The organism is Sphingomonas aurantiaca (assembly GCF_003050705.1).
GTDB classification, from domain to species: Bacteria; Pseudomonadota; Alphaproteobacteria; order Sphingomonadales; family Sphingomonadaceae; genus Sphingomonas; species Sphingomonas aurantiaca.
The window spans coordinates 290,692-308,651 of sequence record NZ_QAOG01000004.1 but is presented as its reverse complement, the minus strand read 5'-3'; the positions used below and the strand labels follow the sequence as shown (position 1 = coordinate 308,651).

At 66.3% G+C, this 17,960-nt stretch carries 18 protein-coding genes; 5 read left to right on the top strand and 13 right to left on the bottom strand.

The window, feature by feature from the left end:
* Position 1: 1 nt before the first annotated feature.
* On the bottom strand, positions 2-727 hold the full coding sequence (gene trmD / locus C8J26_RS13125; protein ID WP_107958939.1) for a tRNA (guanosine(37)-N1)-methyltransferase TrmD: 726 nt from the start codon (positions 725-727) through the stop codon (positions 2-4).
* A 363-nt stretch (positions 728-1,090) separates the two neighbouring features.
* Between trmD and C8J26_RS13120 the strand changes: the two genes are divergently transcribed.
* Entirely contained in the window at positions 1,091-1,996 is a 906-nt protein-coding gene (locus C8J26_RS13120; protein ID WP_107958584.1) for an NAD(P)/FAD-dependent oxidoreductase, read from the top strand.
* Between the two features lie 49 nt (positions 1,997-2,045).
* On the opposite strand, the gene rimM is transcribed toward C8J26_RS13120, so the two are convergent.
* From rimM to ffh, 3 genes are all read right to left on the bottom strand, one after another.
* On the bottom strand, positions 2,046-2,522 hold the full coding sequence (gene rimM / locus C8J26_RS13115; protein WP_234422848.1) for a ribosome maturation factor RimM: 477 nt from the start codon (positions 2,520-2,522) through the stop codon (positions 2,046-2,048).
* A gap of 315 nt (positions 2,523-2,837) precedes the next feature.
* The gene (gene rpsP / locus C8J26_RS13110) at positions 2,838-3,260 is read right to left on the bottom strand and encodes a 30S ribosomal protein S16 (RefSeq protein WP_056411016.1); all 423 of its coding nucleotides are present in this window, start codon (positions 3,258-3,260) and stop codon (positions 2,838-2,840) included.
* Positions 3,261-3,381: 121 nt separating this feature from the next.
* A complete protein-coding gene (gene ffh, locus C8J26_RS13105; RefSeq protein WP_056411019.1) occupies positions 3,382-4,926 on the bottom strand; it encodes a signal recognition particle protein in 1,545 nt (514 codons plus the stop codon).
* A gap of 347 nt (positions 4,927-5,273) precedes the next feature.
* Between ffh and C8J26_RS13100 the strand changes: the two genes are divergently transcribed.
* From C8J26_RS13100 to ispZ, 4 genes are all read left to right on the top strand, one after another.
* Positions 5,274-6,899 (top strand): putative bifunctional diguanylate cyclase/phosphodiesterase, encoded by a 1,626-nt coding sequence (locus tag C8J26_RS13100; RefSeq protein WP_107958579.1) that lies wholly within the window; start codon positions 5,274-5,276, stop codon positions 6,897-6,899.
* 86 nt (positions 6,900-6,985) lie between these two features.
* A complete protein-coding gene (mtaB, locus tag C8J26_RS13095; RefSeq protein ID WP_107958577.1) occupies positions 6,986-8,233 on the top strand; it encodes a tRNA (N(6)-L-threonylcarbamoyladenosine(37)-C(2))-methylthiotransferase MtaB in 1,248 nt (415 codons plus the stop codon).
* A complete protein-coding gene (gene ftsY / locus C8J26_RS13090; protein ID WP_055878512.1) occupies positions 8,230-9,165 on the top strand; it encodes a signal recognition particle-docking protein FtsY in 936 nt (311 codons plus the stop codon). Before mtaB ends, ftsY begins: the two co-directional genes overlap by 4 nt.
* Positions 9,166-9,322: 157 nt before the next feature.
* Positions 9,323-9,925: a septation protein IspZ gene (gene ispZ / locus C8J26_RS13085; RefSeq protein ID WP_107958575.1), complete on the top strand. Its 603-nt coding sequence runs from the start codon at positions 9,323-9,325 to the stop codon at positions 9,923-9,925.
* Between the two features lie 121 nt (positions 9,926-10,046).
* Here ispZ and C8J26_RS13080 read toward each other — a convergent pair whose 3' ends face one another.
* The 9 genes from C8J26_RS13080 to C8J26_RS13040 all read right to left on the bottom strand — a co-directional run bounded on the left by C8J26_RS13080 (position 10,047) and on the right by C8J26_RS13040 (position 17,868).
* Positions 10,047-10,661 carry a superoxide dismutase gene (locus C8J26_RS13080; RefSeq protein ID WP_107958573.1) on the bottom strand — a complete coding sequence of 205 codons (615 nt, stop codon included), beginning with the start codon at positions 10,659-10,661 and terminating at the stop codon, positions 10,047-10,049.
* 113 nt (positions 10,662-10,774) lie between these two features.
* Positions 10,775-11,389 carry a DUF1989 domain-containing protein gene (locus tag C8J26_RS13075; protein ID WP_244185316.1) on the bottom strand — a complete coding sequence of 205 codons (615 nt, stop codon included), beginning with the start codon at positions 11,387-11,389 and terminating at the stop codon, positions 10,775-10,777.
* A 5-nt stretch (positions 11,390-11,394) separates the two neighbouring features.
* On the bottom strand, positions 11,395-12,102 hold the full coding sequence (gntA, locus tag C8J26_RS13070; protein WP_056411032.1) for a guanitoxin biosynthesis heme-dependent pre-guanitoxin N-hydroxylase GntA: 708 nt from the start codon (positions 12,100-12,102) through the stop codon (positions 11,395-11,397).
* A 147-nt stretch (positions 12,103-12,249) separates the two neighbouring features.
* Complete coding sequence (locus tag C8J26_RS13065; protein ID WP_107958571.1) at positions 12,250-12,579, bottom strand: hypothetical protein; 330 nt, start codon at positions 12,577-12,579, stop codon at positions 12,250-12,252.
* Positions 12,579-13,376 (bottom strand): SDR family NAD(P)-dependent oxidoreductase, encoded by a 798-nt coding sequence (locus C8J26_RS13060; protein ID WP_107958569.1) that lies wholly within the window; start codon positions 13,374-13,376, stop codon positions 12,579-12,581. The genes C8J26_RS13065 and C8J26_RS13060 overlap by 1 nt, the downstream gene beginning before the upstream one ends.
* Positions 13,377-13,389: 13 nt before the next feature.
* The gene (locus tag C8J26_RS13055; protein ID WP_107958567.1) at positions 13,390-14,154 is read right to left on the bottom strand and encodes an SDR family oxidoreductase; all 765 of its coding nucleotides are present in this window, start codon (positions 14,152-14,154) and stop codon (positions 13,390-13,392) included.
* 120 nt (positions 14,155-14,274) lie between these two features.
* Positions 14,275-15,318: a phosphotransferase family protein gene (locus C8J26_RS13050; RefSeq protein WP_107958937.1), complete on the bottom strand. Its 1,044-nt coding sequence runs from the start codon at positions 15,316-15,318 to the stop codon at positions 14,275-14,277.
* Positions 15,319-15,338: 20 nt separating this feature from the next.
* On the bottom strand, positions 15,339-16,421 hold the full coding sequence (locus C8J26_RS13045; protein WP_056411045.1) for a Zn-dependent alcohol dehydrogenase: 1,083 nt from the start codon (positions 16,419-16,421) through the stop codon (positions 15,339-15,341).
* A gap of 163 nt (positions 16,422-16,584) precedes the next feature.
* Positions 16,585-17,868 carry an acyl-CoA dehydrogenase family protein gene (locus C8J26_RS13040; RefSeq protein ID WP_107958565.1) on the bottom strand — a complete coding sequence of 428 codons (1,284 nt, stop codon included), beginning with the start codon at positions 17,866-17,868 and terminating at the stop codon, positions 16,585-16,587.
* Positions 17,869-17,960: the final 92 nt, after the last annotated feature.

Below are 17,960 nucleotides of genomic sequence, written 5' to 3'. Positions count from 1 at the left end.
ATCAGTCCTCGTGTCGCTGCGCGCCAGAGGGCGACTGGACCCGAACGCCCTCATGGCGTTCCCAAAGGTCCGGTCGCCGTGACCGTGTATCGATCTCCGCGCGGCGTTTGCGCCATGCCTCGATCTTCGCGTGATCCCCCGATCGCAGCACCTGCGGGATCGCGCGCCCTTCCCATATCTGAGGTCGGGTATAATGCGGATATTCGAGAAGCCCCGTTTCGAAGCTCTCGTCATCCCCACTAGAAGCCGCGCCCATTACGCCGGGGAGCAGCCGAATGCAAGCATCGAGCAGCACCAGCGCCCCCATCTCGCCCCCCGACAGGATATAGTCGCCGATCGACACCTCCTCGATGGCGCGCGCCTCGAACAGCCGCTCGTCGAACCCCTCGAACCGCCCGCACAGGATGGCGACGCCGGGGCCCCGCGCGAGTTCGCGCACCCGCTCCTGCGTGAGCGGCTTGCCCCGCGGCGTCATCGCCAGCACCGGCCGCCCATCGGCAACGCTGTCGATCGCCGCGGCGACCACGTCCGCGCGGAGCACCATCCCCGCGCCGCCCCCCGCCGGCGTGTCGTCGACCGACTTGTGCTTGTCGGTCGCGAAGTCGCGCAGCTGGACGGGCTGGCATGACCACCGCCCCTCCCCCAGCGCCCGCCCGGCAAGCGAAGTGCCCAGCGGCCCCGGGAACATCTCCGGGTACAAGGTCACGATCGTCGCCGCCCAGGGCAGCTCGCCCGCCGCGAGTCGCGCCAGACGCGCGTCCTCCTGCGCCGCGGCAAGGACTTGGGGGAAGACGTCCGCCGGAAACGCGCAGCCCTGCGCCTTCAGCCATTTCAGGCGTGCATAGAAGGCGTCGGCGCTGTCCTCGACATATTCCGCCTCCACCCCGCACTGCGCGACAGCAGGCTCGGCGACCTGCGCGACGTACCGGCGCGGCCCGTCAACGGTGTGCGACGCATAGGCGTGGAGATCGCCGTCCGACCAATCACAATAGCTCATGCCGCACGCCGCTATCACTCCCGCGCCCGGCTTGCGATAGCGATCGAGCGTTTCGCCGCCGGAACGGATTGGCCGCGCCGCGCTTATACCGGCATGGACGATTGCATCATCATCGGCGCCGGCCCGGCGGGGCTGACCGCCGCGATCTATCTCGCGCGGTTCCACCTCTCGATCCGGCTGTTCGACTGCGGCAGCAGCCGCGCCGCGCTGATCCCCTGCACGCACAACCACGCCGGCTATCCCGAGGGCATTCGCGGCACCGATCTGCTCGCCCGCATGCTCGCGCAGGCCGAAACCTATGGCGCAGTCCGCGAGGGCGCCCGCGTCGACGCGATCGAGGTGGAGGACGACGGCTTCACCGTCCGCCTGGGCCACCGCCGCGCCCGCGCGAGGAGCGTCCTGTTAGCGACCGGGGTGGTGAACAACCGCCCCGCCATGCCCGACGCGGTCCACGACGAGGCGCTCGAGGCCGGCCTGTTCCGCTATTGCCCGATCTGCGACGGCTATGAGGTGACGGACAAGCGTGTCGGCGTGATCGGCACCGGCGACCACGGCATGCGCGAGGCGCTGTTCCTGCGCGGCTACACCAAGGACGTCACGCTGATCGCCCCGGACGGCGGCCACGAACTCGATCCGAAATGTGAGGCGGCGCTGGACGACGCTGGGATCGTCCGCGTCGGCGGCCCCTGCGGCAACTATGCGATCGAAGGCGATCAGCTCGCGCTGGATACCGTCGAGGGGCGGATGTCGTTCGACAGCGTCTATCCCGCGTTAGGCTCGGTGATCCGATCGGAACTCGCCGTCGCGGCCGGCGCACGCGCGACGGACGAAGGGTGTCTCGAGGTCGACGACCATCAGCGCACCTCGATCCCGGGGCTGTTCGCGGCAGGCGATGTCGTGAAGGGGCTGGACCAGATCAGCCACGCGATGGGCGAAGCCGGGGTGGCCGCCACGACGATCCGCAACATGCTGTCGGAGCAGCGACCGATCCGGCGCTAGCGCTGCCTGTGTCCCCGCCTCCGCGAGAGAACAAGAAGCCACGACAGCCCTATTCGGTAGCGAACGACGCCTCGACCACGAGCCGCTCGGAATCCCATTCGGGCACCGCCTCGACGCGCATCGGCACCATGAATCGCTTGCCGGGCTTCTCATCCACAGCAGTCCGTTCGATCTCGATCACATCGCCCGCGCCGAAATTGTCGATCGCAACGACCCGCCCGATGGCCTCGCCGTCGGTCGAGACGACCGCGAGCCCGATCACGTCGGTATGATAATATTCGCCGTCTTCGAGCGGCGGCAGCGACGACCGCGGCACGGTCAATTCGGTCCCGCGCATCGCCTCGGCCGCGTTGCGATCAACGACCTCGGCGAAGCGCGCGATCGTGCCGTTGTTGCCGGCCCGCGCCGACTTCAGCGTCAGCGCACCGTCGTTGAAGCTCTTATAGCCGGACATGTTCTCGGCGAAGACCTTCAACCGCACCTCGCCGCCGATGCCGTGCGCACCGATCACAACGGCGAGCGTCACGCTATCCTTGCGCGGAGCCGGTGTCGGGTCCGGGGCTGTCGTCGGCGCCTTCTGCGGGGTCTTCGGCGGAGACGCCTTCATTGCTGGCATCTTCGATGTCCTCGGGTGCGGGGGCTGTTCTTGGATCTGGATCGGGGGTCATCATGCGCTCCTTGTGGGTGACAGACCGACAAAGAACGCATGAACCGCCATTCGGGTGCGGGCATCGCCCACCCTAAGCTGTCATCCTGGGCTAGACCCAGGATCCAGAGCCAAGGACGTTACCGTCCCTGGCTCTGGATCCCAGCCTTCGCTGGGATGACGAGGAAGACGATCTTACGAAGCGGCTTCTTCGGTCTCAGCGGCAGGAGCCTCTGCCTCGGCAGGAGCCGCCTTTGCAGCCGCTTCGGCCTCGGCAGCTTCAGCCGCCTTGGTCGCACGCTCTTCGGCGCGCTCGGTGGCCTTCTCGCCGGGCTTGCCCTTGTTCGGGTTGTTGCGCGCCGAACGCTCGAGAACGCCCGCCTGGTCGAGGAAGCGTGCGACGCGATCGGTCGGCTGCGCGCCGACGCTCAGCCAATGCTTCGCGCGGTCGGCGTCGAGCTGCACGCGCTGCTCGTTGTCCTTGGCGAGGAGCGGGTTGTAGTTGCCGATCTTCTCGATGAAGCGGCCGTCACGCGGGCTGCGCGCATCGGCGACGACGATCTTGTAATACGGACGCTTCTTGGAGCCGCCACGTGCGAGACGAATGTTGATTGCCATGATATTTTCCTTCTGGATCTAAACGTCACCCCAGCGAAAGCTGGGGTCTTTGGGTTGGTAGGTTCCGCACTCTCACCGGGAGATCCCAGCGTTCGCTGGGATGACGGTGGGGCGCGGAGGGTTATTTCTTCTTCAGAAAATCGTCGAAGCTGGCGGGCAGCTGCGGCATCTTGCCGCCCAGGCCCGGCAGGCCACCGCCGGCATTGCCCCCCGGAAGCCCGCCTGCACCGGCCTTGTTGAGCATGTCGCCCATCTGCGGCCCGCCGATCGCATTACCGATCCCGCCCAAGCCGCCCCCAAGACCACCTTTTCCGAGCATCGCCATCATGCCCTTCATGCCGCCCATCTTCTTGATCTTCTTCATGGCGGTCGACATTTCGAGGTGCATCTTGAGCAGCTTGTTGACCTCCTGCACCGTGGTGCCGGAGCCCTTGGCGATGCGGATCTTGCGCTTGGCGTTGATCAACTCGGGCTTGTTGCGCTCCTTGATCGTCATCGATCCGATCATCGCGTCCATATGGACGAGGACCTTCTCGCCGCCGACCGAGGCTACCGCGCCCTGCGCCTTCTTCATGCCGGGGATCATCCCCGCCAGCGCGCCGAGCCCGCCCATCCGCTGCATCTGCGCCAGCTGGGCGCGCAGGTCGTTCATGTCGAACTGACCCTTGGCCATCTTGGCGGCCATCCGCTCGGCGTCTTCGGCCTGGATCGACTCCGCAGCGCGCTCGACCAGGCTGACGACGTCGCCCATGCCGAGGATGCGGCCGGCGACGCGCTCCGGATGAAACGCCTCGAGCGCGTCGAGCTTCTCGCCAGTGCCCGCAAACTTGATCGGCTTGCCGGTCACCGCACGCATCGACAGTGCCGCACCGCCGCGCGCATCGCCGTCCATCCGGGTCAGCACGATGCCGGTCAGCGGCACCTGGTCGGAGAAGTTCTGCGCGACGTTGACCGCGTCCTGCCCGGTCAGCGAGTCGACGACGAGCAGGATCTCGGCCGGGTTCGCGACGTCGGCAACCGCCTTCATCTCGTCCATCAGCGCCTGGTCGACATGGAGTCGACCCGCGGTGTCGAGCATCAGGACGTCATAGCCCTGCAGCTTGGCCGCCTGCATCGCGCGCCGCGCGATGTCGACCGGCTGCTGACCCTGCACGATCGGCAGAGTCGCGACGTCGATCTGCGTGCCGAGCGTCGCGAGCTGCTCCTGCGCGTTCGGGCGATTGACGTCGAGCGACGCCATCAGCACCTTCTTGCGCTCGCGCCCGTTGCCGCCGATCGCAGATTGCCCCGCCGCGAGCCGCTTGGCGATCTTCGCGGTGGTGGTCGTCTTGCCCGAGCCCTGAAGCCCGACCATCATGATCACGGCGGGCGGCGTGACGCCCAGTTCGAGCTCGGACGCCTCGGCGCCGAGCATCTCGACCAGCGCGTCGCTGACGATCTTGACGACCTGCTGCCCCGGCGTGACCGAGCGGAGCACGTTCTGGCCGACGGCCTTCTCGGTCGCCTTCTCGACGAATTCGCGCGCGACGGGCAGCGCGACGTCGGCCTCGAGCAGCGCGACGCGTACCTCGCGCATCGCGGCGCGCACGTCTGCCTCGGTCAGCGCACCCCGGCCGCGAAGGCGGTCGAAGACTCCGCCAAGTCGATCGCTCAGGCTTTCGAACATCGAAATACTCCCAATTACCGTCACCAAACGCAAAAGCGCCGGCGGGCGAAACCTCGCCGGCCAGCGTGCATCCTTGGATGCTCGTCATATGCGCCCCGTAACGGAACGTGGGGGCCACCTACTGGAATGCCGCACCAGATGCAAGATGGGCCACGGGTCGTTCGGAGCAGCAGAAGATCCGAGCGAGCTGCGATGCGGGAAAATCCTTCCCCGGCCCCGAGTCCGCAGCCGATCTGGTGCAACCAATCGCGCGCCAGCCACGCCCCGTCGCGCCTAATCGCGGCTTTAACATCTCCTACACCTCTCGCATGGCACACCACATACCAATCAAGGACCGGACACCCCTCATGATCGCAAAGCCGGCGGCGACGCGTGCGCCCCGCAACATCAGTCGGGAATTCATGACCGGTGCCGCCACGGGTGCCGCGATCCTGCTGTTCGTTGGCACCGGCGGTACGGTGCTGGTCAAGGCGCTGGCGCATCTGCACGGCAGCGGCGCCGCGATCGACCGCACGCTGATCGCGACCATGCTGCTCAACGTCTCGCTGATCCTGTTCGGCTGGTTCCGCTATCGCGCGCTGGCGGTCGAACTGAGCGACCTGACCGAGGCCGGTCGCCGCGCCCAGGCGCTCGCGCAGCGCGATCCGCTGACCGGGTTCCTCAACCGCCGCAGCCTGTCCGAGGAAGGCGCGACACTCTTCGCCAGTACGCGCCGCCGCGGCAAGGCGATGGCCATGCTGACGATCGACATCGACCATTTCAAGAGCGTCAACGACCTGCACGGCTATGCGATCGGCGACCTGCTGCTCGCGTATGTCGCCGAGACGATCGCGGCGATCGCACCGAGCACCAGCCTGCTCGCGCGGCTCGGGGCGGACGAGTTCGCCTGCGCGTTCGTGTTCGATTCCGCACATCGGAGCGTCGCCGACCGCATCGCCGAGCGCCTGGTGGCGGGCCTCGCTCTCCCATTCCGTACCAACGGCGTCGATATCCATATGGGCGTGTCGATCGGTATCGCCCGGTCGGACGTCGACTGCACCTCGGTCGACTCGCTGTTGCGCAATGCCGATATCGCGCTCCACGCCGCGAAGACCGGCGGGCGTGGGCGCCATGCCTGGTTCGACAATTCCATGGAACGCTCGCTGAAACTGCGCGGCGAACTTGAGGCGGGCCTGCGCAACGCGGTTCCTGCGCAGGAGATCGTTCCCTATTTCGAGCAGCAGATCGACCTGACCACCGGCCGCATCACCGGATTCGAAGTTCTCGCCCGCTGGGACCATCCGACCAGGGGCTCGATCGCGCCCGACATATTCATTCCGATCGCCGAGGAGATCGGCGTGATCGGCGAGCTGTCGCTATCGATCATGCGCCAGGCGTTCGCCGCCGCGCGCGACTGGGACGCGGGGCTCAGCCTGTCGGTCAATGTCTCGCCGCTGCAACTGCGCGACGCATGGCTCGCGCAGAAAATCATCAAGACGCTGGTCGAGACCGGGTTTCCCGCCAGCCGGCTGGAAATCGAGATCACCGAAAGCGCGCTGTTCGACAACCTCCCGCTCGCGCAGTCGATCGTCGGCAGCCTGAAGAATCAGGGCATCCGCCTCGCGCTCGACGATTTCGGTACCGGCTATTCGAGCCTCGCGCATCTGCGCGCGCTGCCGTTCGACCGGATTAAGATCGACAAGAGCTTCGTCACCTCGATCCTCGACAATCCCGAGAGCATGGCGATCGTCAACACGATCGTCCGGCTGGGCGACAGCCTCAACCTGCCGACGACCGCGGAAGGCATCGAGGATGCCGCGGTCGAGGAGCGTCTGCGCGGCATCGGCTGCGCCAAGGGCCAGGGGTATTTCTACGGCCGACCGCTCGGCGCGGCGCAGGTCCGACGGTTGCTCGCGGAAAAGCGGCTGTTGGCGCAGCGGCCAGACCGCGACTCGCCGCCACCGCGCGGCATCGCGCCAAGACTGGCCAGCTGACCAAGCGCGCGCGTCACCGGCCCGTCCGCACCCACCCCCGAACGCAAGGCGTGGACTTCGCACCCGCCGGCTCCTAAATCGCGCGCATGTCACCCGCCCCCGCGCCAGAGGTCATCAGCCTCGGCTGCCGCCTCAACATCGCCGAAAGCGAGACCATCCGCGCGCTCGTCGCCGGGCGGGACATGGTCGTGGTCAACAGTTGCGCGGTCACCAACGCCGCGGTGAAGGCGACGCGCGTCGCGATCCGCCGCGCGAAACGCGACCGCCCCGAGGCGCAGATCGTCGTCACCGGGTGCGCGGCACAGATCGACCCCACCAGCTTTGCGGCAATGCCCGAAGTCGACCGGGTCATCGGCAACGCCGACAAGCTGACCAGTGCGGCGTGGGACGCCCCCGCCCCGGTGCTGGTCAGCGACATCATGCAGGTCCGCGAAACCGCACCGCATCTCGCCGCAAGCTTCTCCGCCCATGCTCGCGCGTTCGTAGAGGTGCAGAATGGCTGCGACCACCGCTGCACCTTCTGCGCGATCCCGTTCGGTCGTGGTCCAAGCCGGTCGGTGCCAGCGGGTGCAGTCGTCGAGCGGATCGCCGGGCTTGTCGATGCAGGCCACCGCGAGATCGTCCTCACCGGCGTCGACCTGACCAGCTACGGTCCCGACCTGCCCGGCGCACCGACGCTTGGCCACCTCGTCGAACGCATCCTTCTCCACGTGCCTGCGCTGGAACGCCTGCGCCTGTCGTCGCTCGACGGGATCGAGATCGACGATCGCCTGTTCGCGCTGCTGACGACCGAGCGGCGGATCCTGCCGCACGTCCACCTCTCGCTCCAGGCGGGTGACGACATGATCCTCAAGCGGATGAAGCGGCGGCATTCGCGCGCCGAGAGCGTCGCACTGGTCGACCGCCTCAAGACCGCCCGGCCCGACATCGCGATCGGCGCGGACCTGATCGCCGGCTTCCCGACCGAGGACGAGGCGATGTTTGCGAACACGCGCGCGCTGATCGACGACTGCCAGATCGTCCACCCGCACATTTTCCCCTATTCGCCCCGCGCCGGCACCCCCGCCGCGCGGATGCCCCAGGTCGCGCCCGAGATCCGCCGCGATCGCGCCGCGATTCTTCGACAAGCCGGTGAAGCAGCGCGCGCGCGCTGGCTGCAGACGCTGGTCGGCACTCGCCAGGACCTGCTCGTCGAACGCCCCGGCGACCGCGGGCATATCGGCAATTTCGCAGAAGTCCTACTGGACGAACCCGCCATACCCGGCGACATCGTCCGCATCACGATCACCGGCGCGAACAATGACCGCCTCCGCGCAACACGGGAACTGACATGAGCACCACCCCAACCTGGCACGACAAGCTGATCGGCGGCTTCAAGCGCACGTCCGACCGGCTCGTCGGCAACCTCGCCGGCCTCGGCGGCGCACGGCTCGACGACTCGACTCTCGACGATATCGAGGAGGCGCTGATCGCCTCCGATCTCGGGCCCGAGACCGCCGGCCGGATCCGCCATCGCCTGTCGGAGGGCAGTTTTGAACGCAACATGGAAGAGCTCGGCATCCGCGTGATCGTCGCCGAGGAGGTCGAGAAGGTCCTCGCCACGGTCGCCAAGCCGATCGAGATCGACGCGTTTCCGCGCCCGCAGGTCATCCTGGTCATTGGCGTCAACGGCTCGGGCAAGACCACCACGATCGCCAAGCTCGCGCATCTGCTGATGGAGCAGGATTACGGCGTGATGCTGGCCGCGGGCGACACGTTCCGCGCCGCCGCGATCGGCCAGCTGCGCACCTGGGCCGAGCGCGTCGGCGTGCCGATCGTGACCGGCCCCGAGGGCGGCGACGCGGCGGGCGTGGTGTGGGACGCGGTCAAGAAGGCGACCGAGACGGGCATCGACGTGCTGATCGTCGACACCGCGGGCCGCCTCCAGAACAAGCGCGAACTGATGGACGAGCTGGCCAAGATTCGCCGCGTGCTGGGCCGCATCAATCCCGAGAGCCCGCACGACATCGTCCTCGTCCTCGACGCGACCACCGGCCAGAACGCGCTCCAGCAGATCGAGGTCTTCAAGGAGGTGGCCGGCGTTACCGGGCTGGTGATGACCAAGCTCGACGGCACCGCGCGCGGCGGCGTGCTCGTCGCGGCGGCGGAGAAATACGGGCTCCCCATCCATGCGATCGGCATCGGCGAAGGCATGACCGACCTGCGGCCGTTCGACGCGAACGAGGTGAGCCGGATCATCGCTGGCGTGGAGAGCGTTCGAAAGTAACGCGAAGCCCGCGTGCGACCCTCCCGTTCGTCCTGAGCGTAGTCGAAGGACCGGTCAGCTTGTGGCAATGTCGTTCGACTAGGCTCGGCACGAGCGGGATTTACCGCTTTTCTTGGAAGACATAGTGACCAAATCCCCCCTGTCCCCCGGTCTTCGCATGGCGATCGACTATGGCCCGCTCGCGGTGTTCTTCGCGGTGAACTTCCTCACGCCGGGCGTGCCGATCGCGCGCGTCATCGCCGCCACCACCGCGTTCATCGTCGCCACGGTCGCCGCGATGATCGTATCGAAAGTGAAGGCGGGGCACATCTCGCCGATGCTGTGGATGTCGGGCGCGCTGATCATCGTGTTCGGCGGGCTGACGATCTATTTCCATGACCAGCGCTTCATCCAGATGAAGCCGACGATCATCTACACAATGTTCGCCGCAATCCTGCTGTTCGGGCTGCTCACCGGGCGTCCGCTGCTACAGTCGTTGCTGGAGAGCGCGTATCCCGGCCTTACCGCGCAAGGCTGGCACAAGCTGACGCGCAACTGGGTCGTGTTCTTCGTCTTCATGGCGCTGCTGAACGAATTCGTCTGGCGCTACACGCTGGCGGCGTGGGGCAAGGACGCCGGCTGGAATTTCTGGGTCGGCTTCAAGCTGTGGGGCGCGATCCCGCTGACGCTGATCTTCGCGTTCGCGAACATCCCGATGCTGCTCAAGCACGGATTGCAAACGGGCGACAAAGCCGTAACCGACCTGCCGCCCGAAGGGTGATTCTACTTCTCCCCTCCCGCTCGGGAGGGGGCGGGGGAGGGCCTGACCCAACAGACTGGACGCCAGTACGTACGTCGCCCCCTCCCCTAGCCCCTCCCGCAAGCGGGAGGGGAACTTACAGTCAGCCCGAGACCTTTGCGTAGCGCTCTCCGACGACGTCCCAGTTCACGATGTCCCACCAGGCCTTCAGATAGCCCGGACGGTCGTTCTTGTACGTCAAGTAATAGGCGTGCTCCCACACGTCGTTGCCCAGCAACGGCGTGCCCGGCTCCTTGGCGTCGTCCATGAGCGGGTTGTCCTGGTTCGGCGTGCTCGTCACCTTCAGCTTGCCGCTGTCGTCGGCGATCAGCCATGCCCAGCCCGACCCGAACTGGCCCGCACCCTTGGTGTTGAACTCGTCCTTCAGCTTGTCGAGACCACCGAAATCGCGCTCGATTGCTTCGGCCAGCTTGCCCGATGGTGCCTGGCCGCTCTTGGCCGCCATCGTCTTCCAGAAGAAGTCGTGGTTCCAGAAGCCGCCGCCATTGTTACGGACCAGCGGCGGCTGCGACGAGATCATGCCGAGGATGTCCTCGATCGTCTTGCCGGCCAGCGCAGGGTCCTTTTCGACGCCCTCGTTCAGCTTGTTGGTGTAGGCGGCGTGATGCTTGTCGTGATGAAACTTCATCGTCTCCTGGTCGATCACCGGCTCGAGCGCGTCATAGGCGTAAGGCAGCGGCGGAAGTTCGAAAGCCATCAGGAGTCTCCTTCGTGAATGGGGTCGGACGTCAAACGCCCGCGGCCCCCAAATGGTCCCCACAAAGTCGTTACGCAAGCGTATGGTCGGCGGAACCCGCGCCCGACCGGTGCCTAGTCGAGCCGCGGGTTCGGGCCGATCGCATAGTGGATCGGCTTGAACGTACCGCCATTCGAGTCTGGCGCCGAGCATGCCGTCAAGCCGATCACCAGATCCATCGCCGCGCGGAACACGATCTGGTCGCCCGCCTTGCTGATCGGCGGCAGCACGCGAAGCTTCCCCGTCTCGGCGTCGATCGGCACATTCATGAAGCAGTTGAACGCGGTAGGTATACGGTCGGGCATCACGCCGTACGGCTCGAGCGCCGCGGCCAGATTGCCGAAACAGCCCCGGTGCGGCGGCAGCGTCGGATAGAAGTGGTGAAACGTATCGTAGGAGCACGGCGTGAGCAGAAAATCATGTCGCCCAACGTCGTCCGCAACGATCTCCAACATCGGCTGCGACCGATTCGAATAAAGCTTATGCCCCGTCGTCAGATAGATCGTCTCCGCATAATCGAGCGTCCGGCCCGAGGAGATGACTTCATCCAGATCGTCCGCCGCGAAGGCGAGCAGATCGGCGACCTGTTCGCCGCGGGGATCGATCACCGTCAGGATCTCGCCGCGTGCCAGCCGGAATGCGGCGCCGCTCCGCTCGGGGATCTCGTGGATCGTCGGTGCCTGCATCATACCGCTCACTGCGATGATCCCTGATAGGAGAACGGGCAACGCCAGACTTCGTCCACCGAGCGCCCGCTATACTGCCGGGCCTCGCTCAGTTCCCCGTGACGCGTGAGCATCGGGTTGCGCGACCCCGCGATCGCCTCGTCGCGCACCATGATCTTTTCGCGCATCGTCTCATACCGGCCCTGCGCCCGCAGGATCGTGAACTGGTCGTGGAGATTGAAGACCATCGTCGGACGCGCGAACTGCCGCGCCGGGCGGCTCGCATTGGGGTGAAGCCCGACCACGAAAAATGCCTCGCCGCCAAAGCTCAGCGAGAAATGCGGGCTGTCGGGATCCGCGCTGACCCGCGCATCATAATCCTGGCCGCGCCAGACATCCTTGTCTGACAGCGACTGGATACGGTTCCAAAGATGTCGCTCGAACGTCGGTTCGTCGAACGTGACGGGTTCGTCGAACACGACGGCAAAGCTTCGGAACAACGCAGGATCCTCGCGGTACGCGGCGGCGAAGGTCAGCAGACCGTCATGGATCCGCACATCATCCCACGCGCTGTCGATCCGGTTGCACGACAGCACCTCGAGCGTCCCCTTGGCGACTGCGGCCTTGGCGCCGACGCACGGGAAGCTGGCCTCGGCAATGTGATCGCGGAGCAGCGCGACGTGCGTGTCCTGATCCTTGTGGCGCCAGGGGAATAGGGATGAGTGCTGGATTTCCATGGGACCAAGGACGCTTTGCAGCGCCGCGTGTTCCGCCCATTGCCGTGGGTTAAGGCGATTGCAGCTGTGACGAGGCGTGATATTTGCCAATGCGTGACAGTTAATATCGCCGGACTGTAGAGAGTTACGCCAGGCGGCCCCAAATCTTCACGACGCGTTCATTGTCGCGAACCACGCCGCATAGGGTGTCGTCCGCGCCATATGCCGGTTCAGATCGGGGGCGCCGTCCGTCCACCATACCGGACCTCTTTCGCCGAGTTTGCGCTTCGCTATGTCGACCGCCGCATGCGCGGCGTGCTCGGCGGACTCATCGCCGCTGCGTCGAGCCTGGCCAACCGCACGGCGCGCATCCATCAGATCATGCACGAAGGACTCCCGTTCCGGATCCGACAATCCCGGGTTCGCCTTGCGCCACAACCGCCCACGAACGACGATATACCGCCCGTCCGGCGTCGACAGGGGGGCTTCTCGCGCCATCAGGCCGCGGTCCTGCCATATTCCTGGCGCGTCACCGGATGGCTCGACGATAGCCCGCCATCGACCGCAATCGCTTGGCCGTTGACATAGCTCGCATCGTCGGAGGCGAGGAACAGCGCGACCTTGGCGAGTTCCTCGGGCTGTGCACCGCGCTGGAGCGGGTTGAGGCGGCCGACGCGGTCCATCTTGTTGGCCTCGCGCGCATAATCGAAGACGGGCTTGGTCATGCCGGTCTCGGTCAGCCCCGGGCAGATCGCGTTGACGCGGACGTTGGAGCCGGTGAGCTGCTGCGCAGAGACCGCGGCCAGATTGATCACCCCCGCCTTCGACGCCGAATAGGCGGGCGAGCCGGCGCCCGAGCGGATCCCGGCGACGCTGGCGGTCAGGACGATCGCGCCCTTCCCCCGCTCGGCGATACGCGGTGCGGCGTGCTTGATCGCAAGGAACGGGCCGATCAGGTTGACGCGCAGCACCTCAGTGATCAGCGCGACGTCGGTATCGAACAGGTTCGCCATCCCGCCGGAGATGCCCGCATTGGCGAACATCACGTCGAGCCCGCCGAAACTGTCGCATGCGAGCGTCACCGCGCGGATCACGTCCTCCTCGACCCCGACGTCGATGCGGATCGCCTTCGCGGTGCCACCTGCCTCGGCGATCAGATGCGCGGTCTCGTCCGCGCCCTCGGTCCTGTCGGCGACGATGACGTGGCCGCCCTCGGCCGCGAACAAAAGGGCAGCCGCGCGGCCGATGCCCGAGCCTGCGCCGGTGACGATGATCGACTTGTTCTCGAAACGCATGGAGGTTCTCCGGTTAGATCGTGACGCCGCCGTCGATGACCATCGTCTGGCCGGTCATGAACGCGCTCGCAGACGAGGCGAGGAAGACGACCGCGCCCGCGATCTCCTCGGGCTCGCCGATCCGCCGCAGCGGCACACGCGTGTTGGCGGCCTCGATACGATCGGGATCCTCCCACAGCGCGCGCGCGAAGTCGGTCTTGATCAGGCCGGGCGCGATGCAGTTCACGCGGACGTTCGCAGGGCCGAACTCGACCGCGAGATTGCGCGCGAGCTGCATGTCGGCGGCCTTGCTGATGCAATAGGCGCCGATCACCGGCGAACCGCGCAAGCCACCGATCGACGAGATGATGACGATACTGCCGCTGCGCCGCGCGATCATCTCGGGCGCGACCATCTGGATCAGCCAGTGGTTGGAGACGATGTTGTTGTCGAGAATCTTCCGGAACTGCTCGTCGGCGATTCCTGCCTGCGGACCGTAATAGGGATTGGAGGCGGCGTTGCAGACGAGCGTGTCGATCCGGCCGAACCGCGCGCGTGTCTGGTCAACCAGGCTCTGCAATCCCGCCTTGTCGGAGATGTTGGCCGCGATCGCGATCGCGGTGCCATCACCGTGCGCGGTGTTGAGTTCGGCGGCGACCGTATCGCACGCGTCCTGCTTGCGGCTGGAGATCACGACCTTCGCGCCATGCTTGGCGAGTTCGCGCGCGGAGGCGAGGCCGATGCCCCGCGAAGATCCGGTGACGATCGCGACCGTTCCAGTCAGGTCGAACTGCGACATCTTCTTTTGCTCCCCTCCCGCTTGCGGGAGGGGTCGGGGGAGGGCCCGATCTTTCCGCAACGTTTCAAACCAAGGCCAGGTCAGCCCCTCCCCTTACCCCTCCCGCAAGCGGGAGGGGAATTACGCCCCCGCCTTCACCGCAAAGTCCCAGGCCGCATCCGCGAGCCCGCGGATCTTCGCGACCGTCTTCTCCGCCTGCGCGCTCGACGCGGTGCCGTCGATGATGCGCTTCTTGATGCCCTGGACGATGCCGGTCAGCCGGAAGAGGTTGTACGCGAAATACCAGTTCAGGTCGGGCACGCCGTCGCGCCCGGTCGCGGCGCAATAGCGTTCGACAACCTGCTCGATCGTCGGGATTCCCGTCTCCGGCCCGGTCATCCCAAGCACGCCCGAGCGCCCCTCGGGCTCGGTCACCCAGCTCATCAGCAGGTACGAGAAGTCCGCAAGCGGATCGCCGAGCGTCGACAGCTCCCAGTCGAGCACGGCAATCACCTTCGGCTCCGCAGGCGCGAAGATCATGTTGTCGATGCGGTAGTCGCCATGGACGATCGACGTCCGCGTCTGTTCGGGCAACGTCCGCGGCAGCCATTCGATCAACCGCTCGACCGACTCCATGCGCTCGGTCTCTGCGGCGCGATATTGTTTAGTCCAGCGACCGACTTGACGCTCGAAATAATTGCCGGGCTTGCCGTAATCGCCAAGCCCCGCCGCCGCGTAGTCGGTGGTGTGGAGCGCGGCGAGCGTGTCGACCATCGCCTCGTAATGCGCGGTACGCTCGGCGGGCGTCGCGCCCGGCATCGCGCCATCCCAGATCGTCCGCCCCTCGACCATCTCCATGACATAAAACGCCGCGCCGATGACGCCCGGGTCTTCGCACAGGCCATAGGGTTTCGGGACGGGAAAGCCGGTCGGGTGAAGCCCCGCGATCACACGATATTCGCGGTCGACGGCGTGCGCGGAGGGCAGGATCGGGCCAAAAGGCTTGCGCCGCAGGACATAGGCGCGATCCGGCGTGTCGAGGCGATAGGTCGGGTTCGACTGCCCGCCCGCGAACTTCGCGTAGGTCAGCGGCCCGGTAAAGCCCGGCACGTTGGCCGTCATCCACGCGCCCAGCGCATCCAGGTCGAGCCGGTCCTTGTCGCCGACCGCGATCGTGCCGACCATGCTGGTGGCTGCGTCGCTCGTCACGAGAAGGTGATCACGCTGCGCGTCGTATCGCCGCGCCGGAGCTCGTCGAACGCGTCGTTGATCCGCTCGAGCGGCATCCGGTCGGCGATGATCGTGTCGAGATCCAGCAGCCCGCGCATGTAGAAGTCGACGAGCCGCGGGATATCGACCGGAAACCGGTTCGAGCCCATAAACCCGCCCTGCAACCTCTTGCCCGACAGCAGATCCATCGCAGACAGCCCGACCTTCTCGCCGAGCGGCATCATGCCCAGGATCGTCGCGGTGCCCCCGCGGCGGAGCACCTTGACCGCGGTCGCCGCCGATTGCGCGCGCCCCACCGCCTCGATCGCATGGTGCACGCCGCCCTTGGTGAGCGCGACGACCTCGTCCGCCGCCGTATCGGACAGCGCGTCGAAGCTGTGCGTCGCGCCGAGCTTCTCCGCCATCGCGCGCTTTTCAGGCACCGGGTCGAGCGCGATGATCTTGCCCGCGCCCGCGATCTTTGCGGCATTGACCGCCGCGAGGCCGATCCCGCCGCACCCGACCACGCACACCGTCTCGCCCGGCGTCACGTCGGTGGTGTTGAACACCGCCCCCGCCCCGGTGGTGATCGCGCAACCGAGCAGCGCCGCACGGTCCATCGGCATGTCGCGGTCGATCGCGACGCACGCATGTTCGTGGACCAGCATCATCTCGGCATAGGCCGACAGGTTGAGCATCTGCGCGATCGGCCGGTCGCCCAGCATCAGCCGCGGCGGCGCGCCCTTGGGACGGCGCACCGAACTGTCGATGCACAGCGCCATACGGCCGGTGACGCAGAATTCGCAGTGGCCGCAAAACGCCGACAGGCAGGTGACGACATGATCGCCGACCTTGACCATGCCGACCTCGTCGCCGACCGCCTCGACGACACCGCACGCTTCATGGCCGGGGATCGTCGGCATCGCATGCGGATAGGCGCCGTCGACGAAATGCAGGTCCGAGCGGCAGACGCCCACCGCCATCGTCCGGATCAGGACTTCGCGCGGGCCGGGCTTCGAGACGGTCACGTCCTCGATGCTGAGCGGGGTGTTGGCTTCGAAAAGGACGGCGGCTTTCATGTCTGCCTTTCGCTTCTTTGAGGTGAGCCCCCCCAACCCGTCATCCCAGCGAAAGCTGGGATCTCCCCGTTCCGGGTCGCGGCATCAGCCAACTGGGATACCCCAGCTTACGCTGGGGTGACGGGCGTGGAGGGGAGAAATTTGGCCCAGGTCTAATGGGAAATTACCGGCTCACCCCGATATCCCCACTCGACACGCCCCCCTTTCGGAAGTCCCCGTATTTCCCGAACTCGTTGCGCGCGATCGAGCGGTTGTGGACCTCGTCCGGACCGTCGGCAAAACGCAGCGTCCGCATCGCCGCCCAGTCGTGCGCCAGCCGGAAATCGCCCGACACGCCGCCGCCGCCATGCGCCTGGATCGCGTCGTCGAGGATCTTGAGCGCCATGTTGGGCGCCGCCACCTTGATCATCGAGATTTCGAGCTGCGCGGCCTTGTTGCCCGCCTTGTCCATCATGTCCGCGGCCTTCAGGCACAGCAGGCGGGTCATCTCGATATCGATCCGCGCGGTGGCGATGCGTTCTTCCCAGACCGAAAAATCGGCGATCCGCTTGCCAAATGCGACGCGGGTCAGCAGCCGTTTGGCCATTGCCTCGATCGCGGTCTCGGCGACGCCAATCGTGCGCATGCAGTGATGGATCCGGCCCGGCCCGAGCCGCCCCTGCGCGATCTCGAACCCGCGGCCCTCGCCCAGCAGCACGTTCTCGACCGGTACGCGGACATTCTCGAGCACGACCTCGCCATGCCCGTGCGGCGCGTGGTCATAGCCATAGACCGACAACATCCGCTTGATCGTTACGCCGGGCGTATCGAGCGGCACGAGAATCTGGCTCTGCTGCTGATGGCGCGATCCCTCGAACGACGTCTTGCCCATGACGATCGCGATCTTGCAGCGCGGGTCGCCGACGCCGCTCGACCACCATTTCGTCCCGTTGATCACATAGTGATCGCCGTCCCGCACCATCGACGTCTCGATGTTGGTCGCATCCGACGACGCCACCGCCGGCTCGGTCATCAGGAACGCCGACCGGATCTCGCCGCGCATCAACGGCCCAAGGTACGCCTCCTTCTGCGCACGCGTGCCATAGCGGTGGAACACCTCCATGTTGCCGGTATCGGGCGCGGAACAGTTGAAGCATTCGCTCGCCCAGCCGATCTTGCCCATCTCCTCGGCGCATAACGCATATTCGAGATTGGTGAGCTGGGTGCCCTCGAACTCGAACGAATCGTCGACATGCGTCTGCCCGGAATGCGGCGGCATGAAGAAATTCCAGAGCCCTGCCGCCTTGGCCTTCTCCTTCATCTCCTCGATCACCGGGAGCACCTTCCAGCGCTCTCCCTCATGCTCCTGCGCGTCGTAATCGGCCTGGCGCGGGCGGATGTTCTGGTCGATGAAATCGCGCACCCGATCCCGGAAATACGTCTCTCGTTCGGTGAGGCTGAAATCCATGCGGGCTCTCCATTCGTCATCGCTTTGGAGGCGGGTTAAACCATACCGCGTATTCGGTAAAGCGTGTGGAGGGCCCCCGAAAGCATGTTTTC